We start from the raw sequence: 24,873 nt of genomic DNA on the forward strand, positions 1-24,873 counted from the left end.
TCTCGCTGATCATCCCGCCGCGCGCTCGGCCTCCGGTACTCGACCGGCCCGCGCCGGGACGAAGCGCACGGTGTCGTCGTCGACCCGGCTGCGGCGCAGCGCCACCGCGTCGATCGCGTAGTTCATCGCGAGGCGCCACGGCGCGCGCGTGCCCTGCTTGGGCAGCTCGTCGATGGAGCGCTGGACGTAGCCGGCGCCGAAGTCGAGGAACGGTGCCTCCTCGACGTCCGGGTCCCGCTCGGGCACCGCGACGCCGAGCCCGTGGTCGCGCAGGTGGCGCAGGAGCCGGACGACGTACTCGGCGACGAGATCGACCTTGAGCGTCCACGACGCGTTGGTGTAGCCGATCATGTAGACGAGGTTGGGAACCCCGCTGAGCATCATGCCCTTGTAGGCCATGGTGTCGGGGAGGTGCACGGGCTCGCCGTCGACGACGACCTCGGCGCCACCGAACATCTGCAGGTTCAGCCCGGTCGCGGTGACGACGACGTCGGCCTCGAGCTCCTGGCCGGAGGCGAGGCGGATGCCGCCCTCGGTGAAGGTCTCGATGGTGTCGGTGACGATGTCGGCCCGCCCGGAGCGGACGGCGCGGAAGAGGTCGCCGTCCGGGACCATGCACATCCGCTGGTCCCACGGGTCGTAGCGCGGGTTGAAGTGGGTGTCGACGTCGTAGCCCTCGGGTAGCGCCGCCTGCGTCGCCTTGCGCAGCAGGCCGCGCACGAACCGCGGGAAGCGCTGGCTGATCTGGTAGAGCGCGATGATCTGGGCGATGTTCTTGGTGCGCGTCAGCGGGTCGGCCACCGACCGCGGGAGCCACCGCGACAGCACCTCGGCCACCGGGTCGGTCCGCCCGATGGAGAGCACGTAGCTCGGCGAGCGCTGCAGCATCGTGACGTGCGCGGCGGCGCCGTGGTCCTCGGAGTCCTCGAGCATCGCCGGCACCAGCGTCACGGCGGTCGCGCCGCTGCCGATGACGACGAACCGCCGGCCGGCGTAGTCCATCTCGGGGTCCCAGAGCTGCGGGTGCACGACGGTGCCCCCGAAGCGCTCGAGGCCGGGCAGGTCCGGCGTGTAGCCCTGGTCGTAGCGGTAGTAGCCCGAGCACATGAGCAGGAACGAGCAGGTCAGCGGCTCCTGGCCGGGCAGCTCGAGGGTCCACAGCTGCGTGTCGGAGTCCCACGACGCCCGGGTGAGGCGGTGGCCGTAGCGGATCTTCTCCTCGACCCCGTACTCCTGCGCGGTGTCGCGCACGTACTCCAGGATCGAGGGCCCGTCGGCCAGGGCGGTCGCGCTGCTCCAGGGCCGGAACCGGTACCCGAGCGTGTGCATGTCGGAGTCCGACCGGATGCCCGGGTAGCGGAAGAGGCTCCAGGTGCCGCCCAGGTCCTCGCGGGCCTCGAGCACCGCGTACCGGGTGCCCGGCAGATCGCGCTCGAGGTGGCAGGCCGTCCCGATGCCGGACAGGCCCGCGCCGACGATGACCACGTCGAGGTGCTCGGTACTCACGCGTACCACCGTAGCGGGCGGTACGCGGCGGTACCAGCCAGCGGGCCCGCCGTCACACCCCGGCGGTCAGTGCGCCGCCTGGTCCCACGACCGACCGAAGCCGACCGACACCTCGAGGGGGACGTCGAGCTCGAACGCCGCGCCCATCTCGCGGCGCACGAGATCGGTGACGGCGTCCTTCTCCTCGGTGGCGACCTCGAGGACGAGCTCGTCGTGCACCTGCAGCAGGATCCGCGAGCGCAGCCCCTCATCGCGCAGCGCCTGGTGCACGCCGAGCATCGCGACCTTGATGATGTCGGCGGCGCTGCCCTGGATCGGGGCGTTGAGCGCCATCCGCTCGGCCATCTCGCGACGCTGGCGGTTGTCGCTGGTGAGGTCGGCCAGGTAGCGGCGGCGACCCAGGATCGAGCTGGTGTAGCCGTCCTTGCGGGCCTGGTCGACCACCTGCCGGAGGTAGTCGCGCACCCCGCCGAAGCGCGTGAAGTACTCCTCCATCAGCTCCTTGGCCTCGTCGGTGGAGATCCGGAGCTGCGCGGAGAGCCCGTAGGCGGACAGGCCGTAGGCGAGGCCGTAGTTCATCGCCTTGATCTTGGCGCGCTGCGCGGACGAGACCTCGTCCTCGGCCACCCCGAACACGCGCGCGGCGGTGACGGAGTGGAAGTCGTAGCCCGACTGGAACGCCTCGATCAGCGCCTCGTCGCGCGAGAGGTGCGCCATGATGCGCATCTCGATCTGGGAGTAGTCGACGGTCATGAGCTCGCCGAACGCGCCGTCGGCGGAGTCGGACCCGACCACGAAGGTGTCGCGGATGCGGCGGCCCTCGGCCGTGCGCACCGGGATGTTCTGCAGGTTCGGCTCGGTGGAGGAGAGCCGGCCGGTGCGCGCGATGGTCTGGTTGAACGTGGTGTGGATGCGCCCGTCGTCGGACAGCGCGTCGAGCAGGCCCTTGACCGTCACCCGCAGGCGCGTGGCGTCGCGGTGCTCGAGCAGGTGCTCGAGGAAGGGGTGCGGGTTCGACTCGTTCAGCGTCTGCAGCGCGTCCGCGTCGGTGGTGTAGCCCGTCTTGGTGCGCTTCGTCTTCGGCATCTCGAGCTCGTCGAACAGCACCACCTGGAGCTGCTTCGGCGACCCGAGGTTGATCTCCTTGCCGATGACGTCGTACGCGGACTGCGCCGCGGCCTGCACGCGCGCCCCGAACTGCGACTCGAGGTCGTGCAGCGCGCTGACGTCCACCGCGATGCCGGCGGCCTCCAGGTCGGCCAGCACCGCCAGCAGGGGCAGCTCGAGCTCGGTGAGCAGCGCGGTGCCGCCGAGCTCGGCGAGGTCCGCGTCGAGCTTCTCGGCGAGGTCGGTGACGGCGCGGGCGCGCAGCATCTCGGCCTGCGCGAGCGCGGTGTCGGCCTCCTCCTCGCCGCCGTCGAGCGTGAGCTGGTCGCCGGCGTCACCGCTCTCCTCCACCCGCAGCTCGCGGCGCAGGTAGCGCAGCGCGAGGTCGGCGAGGTCGAAGCTGCGCTCGCCGGGACGGGCGAGGTAGGCGGCGAGGGCGGTGTCGCTGGTGACGCCCTCGAGCGCCCAGCCGCGCGCCCGCACCGCGTGGCTCGGACCCTTGATCTCGTGGCCCGCCTTCGGCAGGGCGGGGTCGGCCAGCCAGCCGGCGAGGGCCTTCTCGTCGTCCTCGTCGAGCGTGCGCACGTCGACGAACGCGCTCTCGCCGTCGGCCGCGGCGAGCGCGATGCCCTCGAGGTCGCCCGCGCCGTGGGCCCAGGTGCCGCGGAAGGAGAGGCCGGTGCGCGAGCCGTCGCGGGCGTGGTCGTCCAGCCAGTCGGCCACCGCGCCGGGCTCGAGGGCGGCGCCCCGGACCTCGAAGCCCTCGTCGGCCTCCGGGAGCGCGGCCGTGAGCGTGGAGAACAGCCGCTCGCGCAGGACCCGGAACTCGAGCTGGTCGAACAGCTGGTGCACGGCGTCGCGGTCCCACTGGCGGACCTCGAGGTCGTGGGGGCCCGCGCCGATGCCCTCGACGTCGCGGACGAGCTCGGTGAGCTGGCGGTTGAGCACCACCGAGGACAGGTTCTCGCGCAGCGCGTCGCCGGCCTTGCCGCGCACCTCGTCCACACGGTCGACCAGCGCGTCGAGGGACCCGAACTCGCGGACCCACTTCTGCGCCGTCTTCTCCCCCACCCCCGGGATGCTCGGGAGGTTGTCGCTCGGGTCCCCCCGCAGGGCTGCGAAGTCGGGGTACTGCTCGGGCGTGAGCGTGTAGCGCTCCATGACCTGCTCGGGCGTGTAGCGCACGAGGTCGGACACGCCCTTGCGCGGGTAGAGCACGGTGACCTCGGGGCTGACCAGCTGGAACGCGTCGCGGTCGCCCGTACAGATCGACACGCTCATGCCCTCGGCCACGGCCTGCGTGGTGAGCGTCGCGATGACGTCGTCGGCCTCGTAGCCCTCGACCGCGAGCACCGGGATCGCGAGCACCCGCAGGATGTCCTTGATGAGGTCGATCTGGCCGCGGAACTCGTCGGGCGTCGCCGACCGGTTGGCCTTGTAGGCCGCGAACGTCTCGGCCCGGAAGGTCTGCCGCGAGACGTCGAACGCCACCGCGACGTGCGTCGGCTCCTCGTCGCGCAGCAGGTTGATGAGCATGGACGTGAAGCCGTAGACGGCGTTCGTCGTCTGGCCCGTCGTGGTGCTGAAGTTCTCCGTCGGCAGGGCGAAGAACGCCCGGTAGGCCAACGAGTGCCCGTCGAGCAGCAGCAGACGTCCGCGCCCGCCCGCCGGGGCGTCCGGGACGGTCTCGGGCTGCGTCGATTCCTGCGGGGTCGCCGTGCCTGTCGGAGCCACGCCGCGAGTCTAGGGGCGACCCCCGACACACCCCGGGCGCCCGGGCAGCCGCGCGCGACCGGTCGCCCTACCCTGCGGGGATGACCAGCTCCCCGGCCCCCGAGTCCGCCGCGGTGCCCGAGATCGAGGTGCAGTACCCCGACGAGCAGCTCGCCGCGCGGATGGGCATCGAGATCACGGAGTGGACCAAGGAGCGGGTGGTGGGGACGATGCCCGTCACCGGCAACCGCCAGCCCTTCGGGCTGCTGCACGGCGGCGCGAACGGCGTGCTCGCCGAGACCCTGGGCTCCACCGCCGCCGCGATGCACGGCTGGCCCGAGCGCCTCCCCGTCGGCCTCGAGCTCTCGTGCACCCACCACCGCTCGGCCCTCGACGGCCTGGTCACCGGCGTCTGCACGCCCCTGTCGGTGGGCCGCACGATCGGCACGTTCGAGATCGTGATCACCGACGCCGAGGACCGCCGCGTCTGCACCGCCAAGCTCACCTGCGTCTACCGCTCCCGGCCGCCGGGCTCCCGCGGCTGAGGAACGGCACTGATCAGGAGCGCATCGGCCCCGCGGCACATCGCGGCGACGACGTCGCCGGCGGGGCGGACGTCGGAGACCGCGCCCACCGCCTCCCCGGCGTAGAGCGCCATCGCCGCCACCGTGCCGGTGACCGTGCGCGACGGCGGCATCCCGTGGCCGCGGGTCAGCGCCATCTCGCCGTCCGGCGTGCTCAGGACGCCGACCCCACCCTCGGGCAGGGTCCGGACCGCGGCGACGGCGGAGCTCAGCACCCGGGCCGTCGGCCGCGTGGCACAGAGCGGGCACACCGCGAACGCGTCGGTGATCTCGGTCGACCCGGAGCCGGCGGCGAGCACCGCCGCCACGTAGTCCGGGTGCGCGCCGGACTCGGGCGTCGCCACGAGACGGGTTCCCAGGCGTGCACCGGCCGCGCCGGCGGCGAGCACGTCCGCCAGGCTCCGGGCGTCGACGATGCCGCCCGCGGCGAGCACCGGCACCGGCACCGCCGCGACCACGCTCGCGAGGAGGGCGCCCAGCGGTTCGTCCCCCCGCACGTGGCCACCGGCCCCGCGCCCCTGCACGGTGACCAGGTCGACCCCGGCGTCCACCGCGTCGACGGCCTCGGCGAGCGACCCGACCTGCCAGCTCGCGAGCGCGCCCTCGGCGTGCACGGCGTCGACGGCCGCGCGGCGGGGCCACGACCAGAAGAAGTCGACCACCCGCACGTGCGCGGCGGCGCGGCGGATCGTGTCGAGGGCGACGCCCTCGCCCACCAGGTTCACCGCGAACACCCCGCCGGGCAGGTCGGTCTGCTCGACGAGGTCCGCGGGGGCCTCGCCGCCGGGTGGTACGGAGATCGTGCCCAGCCCACCCGCCGCGGCGACCGCCCGCGCGAGGGCCGGCGGGGAGATCGCCCCCATCGGGGCCTGCTGGACGGGCAGTCGGCATCCGACCAGGTCGGTGAACATGGTCCTCGGCATCGCGGCCACCTCCGTCACGGGCACGGCCCGCCCGGACCCGACCACACGGGGCCGGGCGGTCCCACCGCCGAACGGCCCCACCGCCGGAGGGTTCGCGGGCGGTGGCATGCCGACCCCGCTCCGTGGTCCCCCGTCCGACGCCCTGGTGGGGGGAGCCGCGGGCGCGCTGCAATGGGCGCATGTCCCGTCCCTCCTCCCCCGTCGTCGGCCGGGACGCCGAGCGCGACCTGCTGCGCGGGCGGGTCCGGGCGCTGACCGACGGGGCGGGGGGTGCGGTCCTGCTCAGCGGCGAGGCCGGGATCGGGAAGTCACGCCTGCTCGGGGAGGTCGCCGAGGCCGCCCGGGCCGCCGGGCTCCCGGTGCTGCGCGGCCGCGCGGTACCCGGCGGCGGCGCGTACCGGCCCCTCGCCGAGGCCCTCGCACCGCCGCTGCGCGCCGGACCGCTCCCGGAGACGCCGCGGCTGCGGCCGTTCCGGACGGCGCTCGCGCGGCTGGTCCCGGGCGCGGTGGACGGTCCCGCCGATCCGCCCGCCGGGCCGGGGGCCGACCCCGCCGTCGTGCTCGGCGAGGGGGTCCTCGCGCTGCTCGCCGAGCTCCACGGCGACGGGGGCGCCGTGCTCGTGCTCGACGACCTGCACTGGGCCGACGCCGACACCCTCGACCTCCTGCACTATCTGGCCGGCACCGTCGACGCGGGCCCGGTGCTGCTCGCCCTGGCCGCGCGGGACGACGAGGACCACCGCGGCGTGGCCGCCCTCGCCGCGCACCCGGACGTCGCCGTCCTCGCGCTGGACCGGCTCGACGCCGACGCGGTGGCCGCCCTCGCCGGCGCCCGGGCGGACCCGCCGCGCGATCTCCCGGAGCTCCTCGCCCGCTCCGAGGGCCTGCCCTTCCTCGTCGAGGAGCTGCTCGACGCCGGCCCCGGCGCGGTGCCCCCGAGCTGGGCGGGGCTCGTCGCCGGGCGGTTGGGGGCCCTGCCCGACGGGGCCCGCAGGGTGGTCGACGCCGCGGCCGTCGCCCCCGGCGACCCCGACCACCGGCTGCTCGCCGCGGCCACCGGCGTCGACGAGGCCGGGGTGCTCGCGGCGCTGCGGGCGGCGGTGGCCGCGGGCCTGCTGGCGGCCGTCGACGGACGCCTCGCCTGGCGCCACGCCCTCACCCGCGACGCGGTGCTCGCGGCCCTCCTCCCGCCCGACCGCGCGGCGGTGGCCGGGCGGCTCGCGGCGGCGCTGGAGGCGCGGGATTCCCCCGGCGACCGGGAGGCGGCCGCCGCGGGGTTCGCCGAGGCCGGCGACCACCGGCACGCGACCACCCTGCTGGTCGACCTCGCGCGCCGCGACGCCTCCCGGGGCGCCCTGGGCCACGCCGAGGAGCTGCTCGTCCGGGCCGGGGAGCTGCACGCGGAGCCCGGTCGGGTGGCGGCCGAGCGGGTGCGGGTGCTCGGCCTGCGCGGACGGGCGGCCGAGGCGCTGGCGGTCGGCGCGGCGGCGCTCGAGTCCGGCGAGGTGGTCGGCGACGAGCACGCCGAGCTCTGCCTGCGCCTCGCCCGGGCCGCGGTGCTCGGCGGGCGCTGGGCCGAGGCCGAGCAGTGGATCGCGCGCGCCGGCCGTCCGGACGACGCCCGCTCGCTCGTGCTCGCCGCCGACACCGCGTTCGGGGCCGGCGACACCGCCGCCGCCACCGTGCGCGCCCGGGCGGCCGTGGCGGCCGCGGAGGCGGGGTCCGGCAGCGACGAGACCCTCGTCGAGGCGCTGCTGGTCCTCGGCCGCTGCGCCCTGACCGACGACGACCTCGACGGCGCGGCGATCGGGGAACGCGCGGCGCGCATCGCCGGCGAGCACGGCCTGACGCCCTGGCGGGTGGAGGCGCTCTTCGCGCTCGGCGCGCGCCGCCTCAGCACCGGCGACGTCCACGCGACGGGCCTGGCCCAGGCCCGGGAGCTGGCCGAACGGCACGGGATGCTCGCCCAGGCCGCCCAGTGCGACCTGCTGCGCTCGGACGCCGCGCTGCAGCTCCACGGACCGCGGGCGGCGCTCGCGATCGCGCGGCCGGCGATCGAGCGGCTGGGGCTCCTGCACCTCACCTCGCTGCAGGGCATGGCCGAGCTGTTCGCCGGCGGGGCCGCCGCGCTCGCCGGCGAGCGGGCGGAGGCCGCCGCGTTGCAGGCCGCCGGGCTCTCGCGGGCGGACGTGTCCCCGGAGATCGCCGTCCTGGGACCGCTCGTGCCGGCGCTGGCCGCGCTGCTGGCCCACGACCTGCCCCGGTGCGCCGAGCTCCTCGACCGCGCCGTCCCCGCCGCGCTGGCCCACCGCAGCGCGGCCCCGCTCGCGTTCTACGGGCTCTGGCCGCTGCTGCTCACCGCGGTCGACGGCCGCGGCGACGCCGAGGCCCGGGACCAGGTACGCGGGCACCACATGCTGATGGCGCGCCCCAACGCCGGGATGCTCGCCTACGCCGACGCGATCGCCGCCGGCCGGGCGGGGCACGGCGCGGAGGCGACGGCCCTGGCCGCCGAGGCCGCGGGCTTCCTCGACGCCACGCCCTGGTGGCACCGCCTCGTGCGCACCGTCGTCCTCGACGCCGCCGTGCGCGACGGCTGGGGCGACCCGGTCCCCGCGCTGCGCGCCGACCTCGCCGTGCACGCGCAGGACGACGACCCGGGCGCCCGTGCGCTCGCCCGTACGTGCCGCGACCTGCTGCGGGCCGCCGGCGCCCCCACCCGGACGTCGCGCGCCGCCGACCCGGTGCCGCCGGACCTGCGCCGGCTCGGGATCTCCGTCCGCGAGGCCGAGGTGCTCCGGCTGGTCACCGAGCACCTCACCAACGCCGACATCGCCGCGCGCCTGCACCTCTCGACGCGCACCGTCGAGTCCCACGTCGCCCGGCTGCTGGCCAAGACGGGGACGACCGACCGCAGCGGGCTACGGACCTGGGCGCGGGAGGCGCCGTTGATTCCGTAGTCAGCACGGATCCGGCGCGGCGTCCGCGTCGCGAGGCTCCCTGTCATGAGTCAGCACAGCAGTCAGCACACCGACACCCACGTCCTCGTCGTCGGCGCGGGCCCCGCGGGCCTGGCGACCGCCCTGTCCGCCGCCCGGCACGGCGCCCGGGTGCTGGTCGTCGAACGGCATCGGAGCACCTCGATCCATCCACGGGCCTCCGGGCTGAGCACGCGGACCATGGAGATCTTCCGGACCTGGGGCGTCGCCGACGCCGTGCGGACCGCGAGCTCGAACGTCATCGCCCGGGCGATGTTCGGCCGGACCCTCGACGACCCCGGCCTCACCGAGAACCCGATCGGCTTCCCCCTCCCCCGCGAGGCGCTCGCCGTCAGCCCGGCCTTCCCGGCCTGCTGCGCGCAGGATCTCCTCGAGCCGATCGTGCTCGACGCGGCCCGTCGCGCGGGCGCGGAGATCCGGTTCGACACCGAGCTCGTCGACCTCGCCGTCGACGACGAGGGCGCCTGGGCGCGTGTCCGCGACCGGGCGACCGGTGCGACGACCGAGGTGTGCAGTCGGTTCCTCGTGGGGGCCGACGGTCCGCGCAGCCGTGTGCGCACGGCCCTCGGCATCGACATCGAGCACCTCGGCGGCATCGGTCGCCACGTCCAGATGCTGTTCCGGGCCGACCTCACCACCGTGATCGGCGACTGGGCCCACGGGCTCTACGCCCTGGAGGACGGCCTGATCATCGCTTTCGGCGACAACCGGTGGGGCTACGCCCGTCCGTGCACGACCGACGCCGAGATCCCCGTCGACGACGCGCACTGGACGGCGCTGCTGCGCACGGCCACGGGCATGTCGGACCTGTGCCCCGAGCTGCTCGGCACGGCCGTCTTCGACCTCGTCGCCGAGCTCGCCACGGCCTCGCGGGCGGGGTCGGCGTTCCTCGTCGGCGACGCCGCGCACCGCACGACACCGGTCGGCGCGGTCGGGCTCAACACCGCGGTCCACGACGGGCACAACCTGGGCTGGAAGCTGGCGTGGTGCGCGCAGGACCGCGCCGGCGAGCCGCTGCTCGCGAGCTACGCCGCCGAGCGCGCGCCCGTCGGTGCGCGGAACGCCCATCGCTCGGTGCAGCCGGGGGTGCCCCACCGCGCCGACGGCCTCGCCGGCGACCTCGGCACGGGCTACACGTCCCCGGTGCTCGCGACGGGCTCGGCGGCGTTCACCGACCCGGCCGACCTCGCTGCGGCACCCGGCGAGCGGGCCCCGCACGTGTGGGTCGCGGTCGACGGGCAGCGGTGCTCGACGCTCGACCTGTGGGACGGGCGCCTGACGCTGGTGACCCTCGACCCCACCTGGCGCGCGGCCGCCGAGGACCTCGCCCTCGCCGCTCCGGACCTCACCGGCCCCCGGCTCGTGAGCACCTACCGCCTCGGCGACGGCGGCGCGGTGCTCGTGCGTCCCGACGGCTACGTCGCCTGGCGGGCGGACGTGCCCGTCGCCGACCCCGTCGGAGCGCTGACCGACGCCGTCGCGGGCGCCGTCGGGCTCACCGGTTCCCGAGCGAACGGGGAGTTCGTACGCCTAGAAGCAGCGAACCACTCGTTCGTTGCGACGACCGGCGAGCCCGAGCCTCAGCTCACGCCCAGGTAGGCGTCCTGGATCGTGGAGTCGGCGAGGAGCTCCGCGCCGGTGCCGGAGCGGGTGACCTCGCCGGTCTCCATGACGTAGGCGAAGTGCGCCAGGCCCAACGCCTGCTTCGCGTTCTGCTCGACGAGCAGGACGGTGGTGCCCTCGGCGTTGATCTCGGTGATCACGCGGAAGATCTGCGCGATGAACTGCGGCGCGAGCCCCATCGACGGCTCGTCGAGCAGCAGCAGGCGGGGCTTCGCCATCAGTGCGCGGCCCATGGCGAGCATCTGCTGCTCGCCGCCCGAGAGCGTCCCGCCGGTCTGCGAGCGCCGCTCGGCGAGCCGCGGGAAGAGCTCGTACACGCGCTCGAGGTCGGCCGCGAACTCCGGGGTGCGCCGGTCCGAGCGCAGGTAGGCGCCCATGTCGATGTTCTCGGCGACCGTCATGCCCGGGAAGATCCCGCGCCCCTCGGGCACCTGGCTGATGCCCCGGGCCACGCGCAGGTCGGCGCGGACGGAGGTGAGGTCCTCGCCGTCGAAACGCATCGACCCCGACTGCAGGCCGAGGAGCCCCGAGATCGCCTTCATCGTCGTCGTCTTGCCCGCGCCGTTCGCCCCGATCAGCGAGACGATCTGGCCCTCCTCGACGCGGAGACTGATCCCGCGCAGGGCCTGGATGCGCCCGTAGGCGACGTGGACGTCCTCGAGCTCGAGCAGGCTCACTGGTCGGACTCCTCATCGAGGTCGCCGCCCAGGTACGCCGAGACGACCGCCGGGTCCCTGCGGACCTCGTCGGGGATCCCGTCGGCGATCTTGCGGCCGAAGTCGAGGACGACGAGACGGTCGGTCACGCCGAGGACGACGCGCATGTCGTGCTCGACGATGACGACCGTGTACCCGTCGTCGCGGATCTTGAGGATGAGCTCGGAGAGCCCGTCCTTCTCGCTGGCCGAGAACCCGGCGGCGGGCTCGTCGAGACACAGCAGCTTGGGCTGGGTGGCCAGGGCCCGGGCGATCTCGAGCCGGCGCTGGTAGCCGTAGGGCAGGGCCGTGGCCTTGTCCGCCGCGCGGTCGGCGATGCCGACGAACTCCAGCAGCGCCATGGCCTTCTCGACGGCCTCGCGCTCCTCGCGGCGGTGGCGCGGGAGCCGCAGCAGCGCTCCGGGCACCGACGTCCTGTGCCGCGCGTCGGCGCCGACGACGACGTTCTCCAGCGCCGTCATCGCCCCGAACAGCCGGATGTTCTGGAACGTCCGGGCGACGCCGGTCTGGATGATCTTGTAGCGCTTCATCCGCGCCAGCGACACGCCCTCGAGGCGGATGTCGCCCGAGGTCGGCCGGTAGACGCCCGTCATGATGTTGAAGCAGGTGGTCTTGCCGGCACCGTTCGGGCCGATCAGCCCGAGGATCTCGCCGCGGCGGACGTCGAAGCTGACGTCGTCGAGGGCCGTCAGGCCGCCGAAGCGCACCGTCAGCCCGTCCACCGCGAGCAGGGTCTCGCCCTTCGCGACGCTGATCTCCCGATCGGGCGCGACCGAGGCCGACACCGCCGCGTCGTGCTCCGCACGCTCCGCGGCGTCCATGTGCTCGAGGGACTCGAGGAGCCCCTCCTCGCTCGGGGGCGTGTCGAGCGACGTGTCGGTCGACGACGGCTCGCTCATTCCCCACCTCCCCGCGGCGAGGTGCCGGCATGGTCGTCGGGCACCGTCTCCGACAGGTCGCCCCGCGCCTTGCTCGACGCCGTCAACCCGCTCGGTGCCACGGCCGTCCCCGCCCCGAACAGCTTCTGGTACGCCTGTCTGCCGTTGGCCAGCAGGTGCTGGCGCATCCCGAGCAGACCCTGCGGACGGAAGATCATCAGGACGATGAGGGCGACCCCGAAGATCAGGAAGCGATAGGTCGGCTCGAACTGGAAGCGGTCGGGGATGTACGAGACGAGGAACGCCCCGAGGATCACGCCGACCTTGTTGCCCTGCCCGCCGAGCACCACCGCGGCGAGGTACAGCGTCGACGTCGTGATGTCGAACCGCTGGTTGTTGACGTAGCCGACCTGGGCGGCGAACAGCGTGCCCGACAGGCCACCGACCGCCGCGCCGATCGCGAAGGCCCAGATCTTGAACCGGTAGGTCGGGACGCCGGAGAGCTCCGCGGCGTCCTCGTCCTCGCGCACGGCGATCCACGCGCGCCCCACGCGAGAGCGCTCGAGGTTCCCCATGAACAGCAGGACGATCACGATGATCATGACCGCGAGCCAGTAGAAGCCGAGGGCGTCGGTCTGCGAGAAGATCGGGGTGCCGTCGGGGAAGTCGCCCCCGGGACGCGCGATGTTCTGGAAGCCGCGGTTGCCGCGCAGCGGATCGACGTTGTCGGCGAGCAGCCGGACGATCTCCCCGAAGCCGAGGGTGACGATCGCCAGGTAGTCGCCGCGCAGCCGCAGCGTCGGCGTCCCGAGGATGACCCCGGAGATCATCGTGACCACCATGGCGATCGGCACGATGACCAGCCACGGGTAGCGCACGCCCAGCTCCGAGTCCGGGCTGGACAGCAGCGCCGCGGTGTACGCGCCGATGGCGAAGAAGCCGACGTAGCCGAGGTCGAGCAGTCCCGCCTGCCCGATGACGACGTTGAGCCCGATCGCGATGAGCGCGAACACCGCCGCGTTGAACAGCGCGATCGGGAAGTCGGTGTAGGGCTCGGTCGTGATGATCGGCGGGTTGAGCACCGGCAGCGCGAGCAGGAAGATCACGACCGGGACCATGTAGCCCCACTGCGCCGGCCGGCTCTTCGAGTTCCACCAGTGCGAGACTCCTGCCATCCGTTCCCTCATGCGCGGGACCTCGCCAACGACTCGCCCAGGATGCCCGTGGGCCGGAACATCAGGATGAGCACCAGCAGCACGAACGCGACGACGTCGCGCCAGTCGCCGCCGAAGAGGCTCTGCCCGTAGTTCTCGACGACGCCGAGGATCAGCCCGCCGAGCAGGGCACCCCGCAGGTTGCCGATGCCTCCCAGCACCGCCGCGGTGAACGCCTTGATGCCCAGGAGGAAGCCGCCGTTGTAGACCGCGCCCTGCGGGATGGTCATGAGGTAGAAGAGCGCCGCGACGCCGGCGAGGATGCCGCCGACGGCGAACGTGATCATGATGACCCGCTCGCGGTTGACGCCCATCAGCGTCGCCGTCGCCGGGTCCTGCGCGACGGCGCGGATGCCGCGTCCGAGGCGGCTGCGGTTCACGAACTGGTCGGCGACGACGAACATCGCGAGCGACGCCAGGATGATGACGATCTGCAGGTTCGTGATCGGGGCGCCGAAGATCGTGAAGACCGGCTGGGGCGGCAGCAGGCGGATCGTGCCCTCGGGGTTCGACCCCCGCCAGATGCGGATGACCTGCTGGATGGCGAACGAGGCGCCGATCGCGGTGATGAGGAACGCGAGTCGTGGCGCGTTGCGCCGTCGCAGGGGACGGTAGGCGACCCGTTCCAGGCCGACGGCGGCGAGGCCGGACACCGTCATCGCCACGAGCCCGGCGAGGATCAGGTCGAGGATGATCGCCGCGATCGGCAGGTTCGGGATCGCGCCGGGCTCGAAGCCGAGGCTGATGAACGTCAGGTAGGTCGCGAACACCCCGATCACGAAGATCTCGGAGTGCGCGAAGTTGATCAGCTGGAGCACGCCGTACACGAGCGTGTAGCCCAGGGCGATGAGCGCGTAGACGCTGCCGTAGGCGAGCCCGTTGATCGTGTTCGCCCAGAAGCGGTCGGCGAGCAGACCGACGTCGAAGTTGATCCAGGGCTCGGCGTGCACGACCAGCGGTGCGGCGTGTGCCACGGCGAGGTCGAGAACGGATGTCGGGATGACGCGCTCCCCGGGTGCGTCGGGCGCCCGCCGGGGCGGGCACGGAGGGGTGCCGGTAGGGCAGTGTCGATCAGCGTGGCGTCAGCCGTCACAGGGGGTCCGCCACAGGGGGCCCGACACCCGACGGCCGCGCCCCCGCGCGACGGTGCGCAGGGACGCGGCCGAGGGTGTCAGACGGGTCGGTCAGCCGATCTGGGTGTCGGTGACGATCTGGTTGCCCTGCACCCGGTACATCCAGACCGGGGTGCTCGTGAGCTCGCCGGTCGGGCTCCACTGGAACCGCTTGGTGAGCCCCTGGCCCTGGTAGCTGCGCACGAAGTTCAGGAGCGCGGCGCGGTCGGCGGCCCCCTGGTCGATGCCGCGCAGCAGGATCGTCGTCACGTCGTACGACTCCGCCGAGTAGGTCTGCGGCGGGACGCCGAAGGCCTGACGGTAGGCGTTCGTGAAGTCGGTGAACCCCTCCTGCGGGACGCACGGGCAGGAGAGCAGGCTGCCGTCGGCGGACCCGGCCGCGTTGACGACGTACTGCTCGTCCTTCACGCCGTCGGGGCCGATGAACGTGGTCTGCACGCCGGCGTCACGCAGCTGCTGGATCAGCGGCGCGGCCTCCTGGTAGTAGCCCGCGTAGAAGATCGCCTGCGGGTTGGCCTGCTGGACCTGGCCGATGATCGCCGAGAACTCGCGCTGGTTGGTCTTGACGTCGATCTGGCAGCTCGCACGCGGGCCGAGGGCCTGCGTGACCGTGCCCGCGAGCCCGATGCCGTAGTCCGAGTCGTCCTTGATGACGCAGACGTTCTGGGCGTTGAGGCGGTTCTGGATGTACCCGGCGACGGCCGGGCCCTGGACCGCGTCGTTGCCCAGGCCGCGGAAGAAGTTCGTCCACCCGTTCTGCGTCAGACCGGGGTTCGTGGCCGACGGGGTGATGTTGACGAGGCCGGCCGCGTTGAGGGCCGGGCCCATCGCGCGGGACTCACCGGAGAACGGCAGGCCCACGAGGCCGAGGACCGCCGGGTTGTTGATCAGCCCGGTGGTCGGGCCCACCGCGGTGTCCGGCGTGCCGCCGGTGTCCGCGCGCACCAGCGTGACCTGGCAGTTCGGGTTCGCCGCGTTGTGCTGGTCGACCGCGAGCTGCGCGGCGTTGACGATGGCGATGCCGAGCGCGGCGTTCTGGCCCGCGATGGTGCCGGCGTAGCCGATCGACGTCCCGGGAGCGCAGCGCCCCTGGCCGTTGCCGGCGGGCAGCGCGGCGTCGGTGGGCTGGGAAGGTGCCCCGGCCGCGGGACCACCGCCCTGCTGCTCGCCTCCCCCCTGGTTGGCGCAGCCACTGAGGACCAGCGCCACCGCTGCCGCGAGCGCACCCACGGCTGCGATCCGTCGTCGGATCACGTCCACCTCCGTCACAGTTCACGTCGGGTCCGCGTGATCACCGCTCGCCCGGTCGGGTGTGGAAGGTATAGGCGTGTGACGTCCCGTGCGCAAGCGCATGCGCCGTCGTATCCGGACCGTAACGTCCGAACCGGTCCAGAGATCCGCTCCGCGGACGCAGGGGCACAGGGCCGGGTGGCTCAGTCGGCAGGGCCGACGACCGCCCACCGCCCCTGCTGGACGCGGTACACGGTCACCGCATCGGTGCTGACGTCCCCGAAACGGTCGAACGACAGCGGCCCCGTGATGCCGTCGCCGTGGAATCCCTGCACGGCGCGCACCATTTGCGGGCGCAGCGCCGGCGTCCACTCGCCGTCCTCGGCGAGGCTCCGCACGGCGGAGTCGACGAGGACGTTCGCCGCGTCGAACGTGAACGCTCCGTAGGAGCCGATGCTCTCCGGATAGCCCGCCCGGCGGTACGCCTCGACGAACTCGCGGGCGGCCGGCAGCGTCTCCGGCGGGGGACCGACGGAGGTGCCGAGGTCACCCTCGCGACCACCCGCCGTGACGTAGCCGGGGTTGACGATGCCGTCGCCGCCCATCACCGGCACGCTCACGCCCCCGGCGGCGAGCGCCGCCGACAGCGGGCCGCCCTCCGGGTACTCACCGCCGTAGAACACGGCGTCGGGGCGCGCGGCGGCCACGGTCGAGACGACCTGGGCGCGCGGGGTGCCCAGCGGCGCCCGCACGCGCGCGACGACCTGGCCGCCCTGGGTCGCCAGCTGCTTGGCGAACTCCTCGGCGATGCCGTCGCCGTAGGTCTTGCCGTCGGAGACCACCGCGACGCGACGCTTGTTCTCGGCCCGCGACAGGTAGGTGGCCGCGGCCGGGCCCTGGACGGCGTCGGTCGCGACGGTGCGGAAGAAGGTCTGGTACTGCCGCAGGGGTGCGGTCACGGCGTTCGCGCCGCGGGTCAGGCTCGTCGCCGTGCTGCCCGGGGAGACCTGGACGACGCCGGCCTCGCCGAGGACGGGCTGCACGGCCTGCGCTACCGACGAGTTGAACGGACCGAGGACGCCGATCAGGGACGGGTCGCGGGCGAGCGTCGCCGCGGCGGCGGCGCCGACCGCGGGGTCCGCGCGGTCGTCCTGGCTCTGCACGGCCAGGTGGTAGCCCGGCACCGCGCACCGGGCGTTGGCCTGGTTGATCGCGACGTCCGCGGAGTTCTTCATGCCGAGACCGACCGACGCCAGCTCGCCCGACAACGGCGCGATGAGCCCGACGACCAGCGTGCCGCGGCTGGTGTCGCAGTCACCGCCGTCGCCCGACGAACCGCCCGCTCCCCCGCAGCCGGCGACCAGCGCGAGGGTCGCGACGACCGCTCCGAGCGTCCCGACCCGACGTCGTCGCGCTCCCACTCGCCTCAACCCCTGCCGTGTCCGACCTCGATGCGTGGCGGGAGTCCACGGTAGGTCACGGCCGGGCCACGACCGCGACGGGGACCGTCACGGCACATCCGTGCTGATCAGCGCGTCGCGACCCGAGCAGGTGACGGGAGGTCACCCACAGGTCGCACTCACGCTGGGTGACGTCAGCCGAAGGTCTCGACGACGGCGTCGGCGACCGCCCGCATCGTGGTGCGCCGGTCCATCGCCGTGCGCTGGATCCAGCGGAAGGCGTCGGGCTCGGTCATCTTCTTCTTGGCCATCAGCAGACCCTTGGCGCGCTCGACGGCCTTGCGGGTCTCGAGACGGTCGGTGAGGCCGGCGACCTCGGCCTCGAGCGCGGCGACCTCGGCGTACCGCGACGCCGCGAGCTCGATCGCCGGGACCACGTCGGTCTTGGAGAACGGCTTGACCAGGTAGGCCATCGCGCCCGCGTCGCGCGCGGACTCGACGAGCTCGCGCTGGCTGAACGCCGTGAGCATGACGACCGGGGCGAGGCGCTCACCGGCGATCGTCCGCGCGGCCTCGAGCCCGTCGGTGCCGGGCATCTTGATGTCCATCATGATCAGGTTCGGGCGGAGCTCGCGGGCAAGGCGCACGGCCTCCTCGCCGTCGCCGGCCTCGCCGACGACGTCGTACCCCTCCTCGCGCAGCATCTCCACGAGGTCGAGACGGATGAGCGCCTCGTCCTCGGCGACGACCACCCGCAGCCCGGCGGGCACGGCCTCGGCCTCCGGAGCGGCGGCGGCCTCGATGTCGGTCTCGGTGACGATGTCGGCCGACTGGCTCATGTGCAGCTCCCTCTCGATGCGCGTCGTCGCGCCACCCCAGCACGCGCGACGCTGCGTCGACCCCGGGCGGCGGTCCCGCCCGACGGTCCGGCACAGGGCCGTGACGACCGGTTCGGGCAGGCCGTTTCGATTCAGGGACGATACCTCCACTACGGTGACCCACCGACGGTGACGCTTTTCTCCTGTGGATGCCGTAACACGCCCCCGTAGCCCAATCGGCAGAGGCAGCGGACTCAAAATCCGTCCGGTGTGGGTTCGAGTCCCACCGGGGGCACTCGTCCTTCCAGGTCAGCGTCTTGACCGGGTTCCATCCGACGGAGCCAGTCGTCCTTCGCTGGTCGAGAACTCCTACGAGGAGCCCGGACGGCCCGACCCCCGTTGCCCTCGGGCACCCGCGGCTCGATCAGCGTCATCTACCTGACGAGCTCCGACTACGTGACCGGCACGATCATCCCCGTCGACGGGGGCTCGACGACCGGGGTGTGGTGAGCCGAAGCTGACGACGCACGCCCGGCCGCGCCACAGGGGCCGGGCGTGTGGTGTGTCCGGGACACGTGGTGAACGGTGCGTCCTCGTTCCACCCGCGCCGCACTGAGGTCCAAGTGTCGGGCGTCATGTCCGTTCCACTCTTCTTCCCACCCGCCGCGGAAAAAGGTGCCGCGGCCACGGATACGAGGTGTCGTGATGGGACTCGATTTCACCCTGAGCGAGGAGCAGCTCCAGCTCCGTGCCGGCGCCCGGGAGTTCGCCGACGGCGTCCTGACCCAGGTCGCGGGCGCGCTCGACGGTATTCCCGGTCCTGAGGAGCGGTTCTACGCCATCAGGCCGTTCTTCCAGCAGATGGTCGACGCCGGCTTCCTCAAGGCCCTGATCCCGGACGAGTACGGCGGCAACAAGTTCTCCTCGCTCGCCTTCACCTTGGCGGCCGAGGAGCTCGCGCGCGTCGACATCAACACCCCGACGGCGGTCCTGGCCACCGGTCTCGGTCTCCAGCCGATCATCCGGTTCGGGAACGACGAGCAGAAGGCGCGCTTCCTGCCCCGGTTCGTCGACGGCACCGCGCGCCTCGCCGCCTTCGGCTTCACCGAGGTCAGCGGCGGCGCCAACTGGGACTCGCCGGACCCGAAGGTCGGTGTCCAGACCTTCGCCGAGCTCGACGGCGACGAGTGGGTGATCAACGGGGCGAAGCACTACGTCACGAACGGCACGGGGTGGAACCGCGAGGGCCCCGACACCCTGTGCCTCGTCTGCCGCACCGACCCGGACGCGCCGCCCGAGCAGTCAATGGCGGTCATCGTCATCGAGAAGAACACCCCGGGTGTCGAAGTGACCGGCATCCTCGACACCGCCGGCCATCGCGCCGTCATCTCGCCTCGACTGGAGTTCAAGAACGTCCGCGTGCCGAAGGAGAACATCCTCGGTGAGCCCGGCGACGGCATGGAGATCGTGCGGGAGACCTTCTCCTGGACCTGCGCACCGATCGGCGCCGCCTGCATCGGCCGGATGCGTGCCGCCTTCGACTACGCCTACCAGTTCGCGAGGACCGACAACCGCTCCGGCCCCCACCCGGTCATCGAGTACCAGAACGCCGGCTACATGCTCGCCGACCTCAAGATCCGTATCGAGGCAGCGCGTTACCTCACGTGGAAGGCCGCCGACCACTTCGACAAGACGAACGGCAAGGACCGGGAGCTCGCGAACATCACCAAGGTCTTCGCCTCGGAGACCTCGGTGCAGGTCGCCTACGACGCGATGCGGCTCGTCGGGATCGACGCCTACACCGACCTCACCCCGATCGCAGGAATCATGAACGACGTCCTGTGCTTCCCCGTCTACGACGGCGGCAACATGGGCGTGCGGCGTCGCCAGATGCACGACATGTTCCGCAACCCGAGCTACGACCCGCTGGCTCTGGCCGAGAACCGACTGTCGACGAGCAACCCGATGGCGGAGGCGGGGCTCTAGGACGCCCCGGCGGCGCGGGCGCGGTACTCCGAGGGAAGACATCCCTTCTGCGACCTGAACACCCTGTTGAGATGGGAGAGGTCGCAGAATCCCCACCGCGCCGCTGCGTCGGACAGCGAGCCGCCTGCCGAGCCCGTGACGAGCTCGCGCGCACACGCGTCGACCCTCATGGCCGTGACGGTCTGGGCGAAGGTCCGCTCGCTGCTCTCGTAGAGCGCGTGGAGCTTGCGCACCGAGATGCCGAAGCGCCGGGACACCTGCTGGGGTGTCAGGTTCCCGGTGCGGAGGTTGGCGGCGACATGCCGGGTGATGGCGGCCCTCAGCGTCGCGTCGAGCGTCTCCCGCCCGGTGTCCACGAGCAGCGGGCCCGCACCGATGTCTGCGGCGATCATCGTCGTGAAGGCCGACTCGGCGGCGTCGACGGCCGCGGTGTCGAGCCCCTCGGCGTTGCGCCAGATCGACATCATGGTCGAGGCGACGAGGTTCGAGGTGCCACGCTTCGTCCCGTCGTGGGCCACCGACGTGAAGCCGTTCGGTTCGGCGAGCAGCGGGAGGAGCCGGGCTCGCGGCACCCGGAACGACACGACCCGCCACTCCCCCGAGTCGGGGCCGGCGACGAACTCGAGGTCGTATTCGCGCGCGGTGTCGAACAGCGCGAAGCTCCCCGCTGGGACGACGCAGCGCCGGCCGTCCTGCGTCCCGACGCAGTGACCGTCGATCTGCAGGTTGACGAAGATTTGGTGTGAGTCGGTGCGGCGGACCTCCGCGTCCCCGTGAGAGATCAGCTGGGTCTCCGAGGAGACCTCGGCGGTGTTGGTCGAGGTGAGCATCCTCGAACGCACCCAGCTGGTGATGCCCTGCTGGCGCGGACCGGCAGCACGATGCACCGACGTGCGTCGGGTCGCCAGCGGCGTGAACGCCTCGCAGATGACCTCGCGCCAGTAGCTGAACTGCTCTCGCTCCGGCCAGTCGCCGGTCGTCCAGTACTGCATCGTCGACCTCCTCGCCCGACCGACCTCGCCGTGGTGTGGACAATTCGCCGGGTCGAACCAGGTCAGCATGGCGCCCTCCGCACCGCCGCTCAACGACCACGACGCCTACGAGTTCGCCGAGGTGTGGAAGCCGCGCCCGGTCTTGCGGCCGAGCAGACCGGCCTCGACCGTCCGCGCGAGCAGAGGCCCGGCGGCGCGTAGAGCTGCTCCTTGTCGATGCGCCGTCGGCACGCCCCTCGTCCGACTCCACGACCACGACGTCTCGGCCGGCACGGGCGGAGACCTCGGCGATCCCGGCCCCCATCAGCCCGCATCCCAGCACCCCGATCCGATTCACCGGCGCCAGTCCCACGTGTCGGTGCACGTAGAGCTGCCCTCGCCCCATGGCGCCTACTTGCGGGCGGCGTCGTAGGCCTCGACGACGTTGCGCGGCCGCGGCCGCGGTCGCTGACCGCCCAGCCGCTGCTCCTGGCCCGGTCTCGGAAGGCTCCCCTCGCCTGCCGACCGCGGCCGGCCGCGCTCGCCGCCGCAACGCTCGAGGCCGAGGAGCGGCCTCGTCTACCCGTGCCGGAGCGAGCACGACCGCCCGTGCGGCGGGCGGCAGCGACGTCAGGCGCGAACACCTCGCGCAACGCCTCCGCGTTGTCCTTGGCGAGGTCGATCTCATGAGTCACCCGTCGAGCGCGTACTCCACGGTCTCGTCGATCGACCGCGTCCCAGAAGGCGCTCTCTCCGCCGCACGGGCCCGGGTCAGGCTGCGGCGCCGTCGCAAACGCCCACGAGCCGGTTCGCGCGGCACGCGGCCAAGTACGGCACTCCGGCCGTGTACCCCGAGCCCGGAGCGTCCCCGAGCATGCGCACCGCGAGGCTGTGGTGCGTGGTCTTCCACCGCTGGTGGGCGGCCTCGAGCTTCGCGACCGCCTCGGCGATGGCCGCCGCTCCCCGCCTCGGTCCTCCGGCGGCGAGGTCCGCCAGGGCGCGGGCGAGGTTGTCGTGGTCGTCGGCCTCCTCCCGGACGGCGGGGACACCCGCGAAGGCCTCGGAGGCCAGGCGGGCGCTGCCCGGCTCGCCGCACGCGATCTCGAAGCGCTTATAGGCCTCGGACTGGATGGCGCTCGCTCCGTCGGTGTATCGGCGGAAGCCGTGAAAGGCATCGACACTCATGGTCGCCACGAGGCGAAAGAGCAGGCTCGCCCGCTCGAACACGGCCGAAGCCCGTTCAACGCGTGCGGTGGCCTCGTCGAGCCGGCCTGACCGCACTGCTGTGGTGGCGCCGCGGAGCAAGTCCGTCAGGGTGGTGAACACGAGCTCGTGGGCCTGCAGGGCGCGGATGAAGAAGTACTCGTCGTGCTCGGTCGACACCGGCAGCGCGGTGAGCTCGAACCACGCGCCCGCGAGCGTCGCCGGCGGCGCCACGTCGCTGTCCAGAGAGCGGTCGACCGCCCGGACGAAGCGTGCTGCCTGCCGGATGCGCTTGCAGCTCACGCCACGACCAGTGCGGTCGCGATGGCGTTCCTCGTGGCGGACGACGTCGGCGAGCAGGAGAGCGGAGAGACGCTCCGGGCCGGAAGCGGGGTCGGCGAGAATCCGCCCGAGCAGCGGCAAGGCGAGGTAGGCGGAGTTCTGGAACCGATCCTCATGACGGGCGAGGACCGCGTCGAGGTAGTCGTCAAGGAACGGGTCCCGACCGCGAGACCCCTCGGCGATCTCAGCGAGGGCATCCAGCAGCGGGGGCGGGAGCGCGTGGCGTCCGATCCGGCGGAGCTCCCCGGTGATCAGCCGAGCGAGGGCGAGGCCATCGGTCGCCGTGGCGGGACCCGCCGACCGCCAGGCGTCGATCTCGCGGGCGAGAGCGGCGCCGACCGAGCTGTGCTGGAAACGAGTGGGCTCGATCATCGCGACGGCCTCCTTGGTCAGGACCCGAACCAGCGTCGGGTGCTCAGGCGCCGATGCTCCGCGGATCACGCGCTCGCGACGATCGGGCGCACCCCCGGAGGACGAGGAGCGGACCCGTCGTTCTCGGTAGGGTTCGCCCCCGAGCCGGTCATCCCGACCGGGGCCAGACTCCACCCCAGAAGGCCGCCCCGCGTCCACTGGTTCGCCTGGACACCCGCTGATTGATCAGAGCCGGCACCGGGCCTTCGAGGAGCAGGTGCGACGCCGCGCGCCGCAGCGCCGCCGTTCGCGGGACGAGGATGCAGCGGTTGCCTCCAGCCGCTTCGGCCAGTGCCCACTCCTCACTCGGTGACCCCACTCCGAATCGGCGTCAAGCAACTCTCTGTTTTCGATCTGTAGCTCCGCGCAATAGCGGTCATGCTCATCCTGTGCGAGTTCGCTGAACACCACGTTCGACGCAGCTGAGATCGGGAGCCGGCAGCCGCCCAGTGCCTTGACACGGTGAGTGGTGCGCAGGACAGTCGTTTCCCTTCATTAGTCGCAGGATGTAGGGAGCGACCATGTCGTGGAACCTGCGGGGCCGCTACGTAGAGACCTGCTCCTGCGAGTTGATGTGCCCGTGCAACCTGTCTCTGGATCACGGCGCCACCTACGATTTCTGCCGGGCCAGTCTGGCTTTCGACATCCGAGAAGGATCGATCGACGGCACCGACGTCTCGGACCGCAAGATCGTCATGATCATTGACACGCCCAAGATCATGACCGAAGGGAACTGGCGGGTCGGGGTGTTCGTCGACGACCAGGCGAGCGACGCCCAGTTCGGGCAGCTGGCTCAGGTTTTCAGTGGTCAGCTCGGGGGACCGATGGCCGGTCTCGCCCCACTGGTCGGGGAGGTCCTGGGACCGGAGCGGGCGACGATCGAGATCGACCACGACGGCCTGCGGCACTCGGTGCGCGTATCGGGAGGGATCGACTTCGAGATCCAGGACATCGTGCCGTTCGGCAAGGAGCCGGCGGAGCCGGTGAAGTTCTCGGGCATGTTCCACCCGGTGGCCTCCGACCTCACGATGGCCGAAGCCACTCGATCACACATCGACGCCTTCGGTATCCGGTACGAGGGCAAGACGGGGGTCTCGCACTCGGACTTCTCCTGGGCAGCTTGACGTCATGACCCTGGAGGACCGCAGCGAGCGAGCCGCCGATGAAGGCCCTCGTCCGGCAATCGCGGCTGCCGGCGCGCGGCTCGGTCTCGTCGTCGCGCTCCTGCTCATTGCGGCGGTCGCCTGGTGGTGGTCCGCCGAGCAGATGCGGGGCATGGACGCCGGCCCGTGGACCGCGCTCGGCGGTCTCGGCTGGTTCGTCCTTCTCTGGGTCGTGATGATGGCGGCGATGATGTTTCCGTCGGTCGCTCCGACCGTAGCGTTGTACACACGGATGACGAAGACGCGGACACCCCTCGCACCCTCTGCCTTCACCGCCGGGTACCTCCTGACGTGGACCGTTGCCGGCGCGATCGCTTGGGGGGTCGGAGCGGCCTTGAGTCGGGTGGGTGGCGATGCTCTCGCGTGGGACAACGGCGGTCGTGCTCTCGCGGGTACCGCGCTCATCTTCGCGGGCATCTACGAATTGACCCCGTTGAAGAGCGTCTGCCTGACCAGATGCCGGAGCCCGCTGGGTTTCCTGCTCGGTTCCTGGCGCGATGGCTCGGTCGGCGGCCTGCGGATGGGCGTCAGACTCGGTGGCTGGTGTCTCGGGTGCTGCTGGGCGCTCATGCTCGCCCTGTTCGCCCTCGGCGTCATGAGCATCGTGTGGATGGCGTTCGTCGCAGTTCTGATCGCCATCGAGAAGATCGCACCGTGGCGTTCCTTGATCGTTTACGGGACGGCGGCACTTCTCGTCGTCATCGGAATCGTCGTTCTGGTCGCGCCGACCGCCGTTCCCGGGCTGACGATCCCCGGTATGCACGACATGATGATGATGATGATGTGATGCTCCTCCGGTGGTGCCGAACAAGCGGGCGGTAACCCGCCCGCTCGCCCTCCACGTCGGGGAGCTCGGCTGAATGTTCCGCCGCGGGCACAAGGGGACGCACGGCCGAGCTCTTCTGAGGACGGAGGACGGAGGACGGAACGGCGTGGCCGACGCCGAGCTGCAG

At 72.5% G+C, this 24,873-nt stretch carries 18 protein-coding genes, 1 tRNA gene and 1 pseudogene; 7 read left to right on the forward strand and 13 right to left on the reverse strand.

Annotation, left to right across the window (positions count from 1 at the left end):
* Positions 1–9 precede the first annotated feature (9 nt).
* Together PH191_RS13370 and polA are read right to left on the reverse strand one after the other, a co-directional pair.
* Positions 10–1,506 (reverse strand): flavin-containing monooxygenase, encoded by a 1,497-nt coding sequence (locus PH191_RS13370; protein WP_274195088.1) that lies wholly within the window; start codon positions 1,504–1,506, stop codon positions 10–12.
* A gap of 66 nt (positions 1,507–1,572) precedes the next feature.
* Positions 1,573–4,347 carry a DNA polymerase I gene (polA, locus tag PH191_RS13375; protein WP_420791804.1) on the reverse strand — a complete coding sequence of 925 codons (2,775 nt, stop codon included), beginning with the start codon at positions 4,345–4,347 and terminating at the stop codon, positions 1,573–1,575.
* 80 nt (positions 4,348–4,427) lie between these two features.
* On the opposite strand from polA, the gene PH191_RS13380 reads away from it, so the two are divergent.
* Entirely contained in the window at positions 4,428–4,871 is a 444-nt protein-coding gene (locus tag PH191_RS13380; protein WP_274195089.1) for a PaaI family thioesterase, read from the forward strand.
* Here the strand turns inward: PH191_RS13380 and PH191_RS13385 are convergent.
* Complete coding sequence (locus PH191_RS13385; protein WP_274195090.1) at positions 4,838–5,833, reverse strand: nitronate monooxygenase; 996 nt, start codon at positions 5,831–5,833, stop codon at positions 4,838–4,840. The two genes, PH191_RS13380 and PH191_RS13385, sit on opposite strands and share 34 nt — an antisense overlap.
* Positions 5,834–6,012: 179 nt before the next feature.
* Here PH191_RS13385 and PH191_RS13390 point away from each other — a divergent pair, with 179 nt between their 5' ends.
* Together PH191_RS13390 and PH191_RS13395 are read left to right on the forward strand one after the other, a co-directional pair.
* The gene (locus PH191_RS13390; protein WP_274195091.1) at positions 6,013–8,793 is read left to right on the forward strand and encodes an ATP-binding protein; all 2,781 of its coding nucleotides are present in this window, start codon (positions 6,013–6,015) and stop codon (positions 8,791–8,793) included.
* Positions 8,794–8,838: 45 nt separating this feature from the next.
* The gene (locus PH191_RS13395; protein WP_274195092.1) at positions 8,839–10,431 is read left to right on the forward strand and encodes an FAD-dependent oxidoreductase; all 1,593 of its coding nucleotides are present in this window, start codon (positions 8,839–8,841) and stop codon (positions 10,429–10,431) included.
* Here PH191_RS13395 and PH191_RS13400 read toward each other — a convergent pair.
* The 7 genes from PH191_RS13400 to PH191_RS13430 all read right to left on the reverse strand — a co-directional run bounded on the left by PH191_RS13400 (position 10,413) and on the right by PH191_RS13430 (position 17,865).
* A complete protein-coding gene (locus PH191_RS13400) occupies positions 10,413–11,132 on the reverse strand; it encodes an ABC transporter ATP-binding protein (RefSeq protein WP_274195093.1) in 720 nt (239 codons plus the stop codon). The two genes, PH191_RS13395 and PH191_RS13400, sit on opposite strands and share 19 nt — an antisense overlap.
* Positions 11,129–12,070, reverse strand: a complete 942-nt coding sequence (locus PH191_RS13405) for an ABC transporter ATP-binding protein (RefSeq protein WP_274195094.1) — start codon at positions 12,068–12,070, stop codon at positions 11,129–11,131. The genes PH191_RS13400 and PH191_RS13405 overlap by 4 nt, the downstream gene beginning before the upstream one ends.
* Positions 12,067–13,224, reverse strand: coding sequence for a branched-chain amino acid ABC transporter permease (locus PH191_RS13410; RefSeq protein WP_274195095.1), 1,158 nt, complete (start codon positions 13,222–13,224; stop codon positions 12,067–12,069). The genes PH191_RS13405 and PH191_RS13410 overlap by 4 nt, the downstream gene beginning before the upstream one ends.
* 8 nt (positions 13,225–13,232) lie before the next feature.
* On the reverse strand, positions 13,233–14,237 hold the full coding sequence (locus tag PH191_RS13415; protein WP_274195096.1) for a branched-chain amino acid ABC transporter permease: 1,005 nt from the start codon (positions 14,235–14,237) through the stop codon (positions 13,233–13,235).
* 210 nt (positions 14,238–14,447) lie between these two features.
* On the reverse strand, positions 14,448–15,626 hold the full coding sequence (locus PH191_RS13420; protein WP_274195097.1) for a branched-chain amino acid ABC transporter substrate-binding protein: 1,179 nt from the start codon (positions 15,624–15,626) through the stop codon (positions 14,448–14,450).
* Positions 15,627–15,829: 203 nt separating this feature from the next.
* A complete protein-coding gene (locus PH191_RS13425; protein WP_274195098.1) occupies positions 15,830–17,047 on the reverse strand; it encodes a branched-chain amino acid ABC transporter substrate-binding protein in 1,218 nt (405 codons plus the stop codon).
* A 173-nt stretch (positions 17,048–17,220) separates the two neighbouring features.
* Positions 17,221–17,865: an ANTAR domain-containing response regulator gene (locus tag PH191_RS13430; RefSeq protein ID WP_274195099.1), complete on the reverse strand. Its 645-nt coding sequence runs from the start codon at positions 17,863–17,865 to the stop codon at positions 17,221–17,223.
* Between the two features lie 200 nt (positions 17,866–18,065).
* Here PH191_RS13430 and PH191_RS13435 point away from each other — a divergent pair.
* Both PH191_RS13435 and PH191_RS13440 read left to right on the forward strand, forming a co-directional pair.
* A tRNA-Leu gene (locus tag PH191_RS13435) sits at positions 18,066–18,139 on the forward strand.
* Positions 18,140–18,549: 410 nt separating this feature from the next.
* Positions 18,550–19,830: an acyl-CoA dehydrogenase family protein gene (locus tag PH191_RS13440; protein ID WP_274195100.1), complete on the forward strand. Its 1,281-nt coding sequence runs from the start codon at positions 18,550–18,552 to the stop codon at positions 19,828–19,830.
* On the opposite strand, the gene PH191_RS13445 is transcribed toward PH191_RS13440, so the two are convergent.
* From PH191_RS13445 to PH191_RS13460, 3 genes and pseudogenes are all read right to left on the reverse strand, one after another.
* Positions 19,827–20,822 (reverse strand): helix-turn-helix domain-containing protein, encoded by a 996-nt coding sequence (locus PH191_RS13445; protein ID WP_274195101.1) that lies wholly within the window; start codon positions 20,820–20,822, stop codon positions 19,827–19,829. The genes PH191_RS13440 and PH191_RS13445 overlap by 4 nt on opposite strands.
* Before the next feature lie 241 nt (positions 20,823–21,063).
* Positions 21,064–21,489 (reverse strand): annotated as a pseudogene (locus tag PH191_RS30085) (3-hydroxyacyl-CoA dehydrogenase NAD-binding domain-containing protein); the annotation flags it as partial.
* 83 nt (positions 21,490–21,572) lie between these two features.
* Complete coding sequence (locus tag PH191_RS13460) at positions 21,573–22,916, reverse strand: tryptophan 2,3-dioxygenase family protein (RefSeq protein ID WP_274195102.1); 1,344 nt, start codon at positions 22,914–22,916, stop codon at positions 21,573–21,575.
* A gap of 362 nt (positions 22,917–23,278) precedes the next feature.
* On the opposite strand from PH191_RS13460, the gene PH191_RS13465 reads away from it, so the two are divergent.
* Both PH191_RS13465 and PH191_RS13470 read left to right on the forward strand, forming a co-directional pair.
* Positions 23,279–23,881, forward strand: coding sequence for a DUF1326 domain-containing protein (locus PH191_RS13465; protein WP_274195103.1), 603 nt, complete (start codon positions 23,279–23,281; stop codon positions 23,879–23,881).
* Positions 23,882–23,885: 4 nt separating this feature from the next.
* Positions 23,886–24,707, forward strand: coding sequence for a DUF2182 domain-containing protein (locus tag PH191_RS13470; protein WP_274195104.1), 822 nt, complete (start codon positions 23,886–23,888; stop codon positions 24,705–24,707).
* The last annotated feature ends 166 nt before the right edge of the window (positions 24,708–24,873 follow it).

This window comes from Actinomycetospora callitridis (genome assembly GCF_028737265.1).
GTDB lineage: Bacteria > Actinomycetota > Actinomycetes > Mycobacteriales > Pseudonocardiaceae > Actinomycetospora > Actinomycetospora callitridis.

What these genes read in the sequence shown, in the direction of transcription:
- PH191_RS13380 (WP_274195089.1), top strand. Translation starts at nt 4,428, where the DNA reads ATGACCAGCTCCCCGGCCCCCGAGTCCGCCGCGGTGCCCGAGATCGAG.
- PH191_RS13385 (WP_274195090.1), bottom strand. Translation starts at nt 5,833, where the DNA reads ATGCCGAGGACCATGTTCACCGACCTGGTCGGATGCCGACTGCCCGTC.
- PH191_RS13390 (WP_274195091.1), top strand. Translation starts at nt 6,013, where the DNA reads ATGTCCCGTCCCTCCTCCCCCGTCGTCGGCCGGGACGCCGAGCGCGAC.
- PH191_RS13395 (WP_274195092.1), top strand. Translation starts at nt 8,839, where the DNA reads ATGAGTCAGCACAGCAGTCAGCACACCGACACCCACGTCCTCGTCGTC.
- PH191_RS13405 (WP_274195094.1), bottom strand. Translation starts at nt 12,070, where the DNA reads ATGAGCGAGCCGTCGTCGACCGACACGTCGCTCGACACGCCCCCGAGC.
- PH191_RS13410 (WP_274195095.1), bottom strand. Translation starts at nt 13,224, where the DNA reads ATGGCAGGAGTCTCGCACTGGTGGAACTCGAAGAGCCGGCCGGCGCAG.
- PH191_RS13430 (WP_274195099.1), bottom strand. Translation starts at nt 17,865, where the DNA reads ATGAGCCAGTCGGCCGACATCGTCACCGAGACCGACATCGAGGCCGCC.
- PH191_RS13440 (WP_274195100.1), top strand. Translation starts at nt 18,550, where the DNA reads ATGGGACTCGATTTCACCCTGAGCGAGGAGCAGCTCCAGCTCCGTGCC.
- PH191_RS13445 (WP_274195101.1), bottom strand. Translation starts at nt 20,822, where the DNA reads ATGCAGTACTGGACGACCGGCGACTGGCCGGAGCGAGAGCAGTTCAGC.
- PH191_RS13465 (WP_274195103.1), top strand. Translation starts at nt 23,279, where the DNA reads ATGTCGTGGAACCTGCGGGGCCGCTACGTAGAGACCTGCTCCTGCGAG.
- PH191_RS13470 (WP_274195104.1), top strand. Translation starts at nt 23,886, where the DNA reads ATGACCCTGGAGGACCGCAGCGAGCGAGCCGCCGATGAAGGCCCTCGT.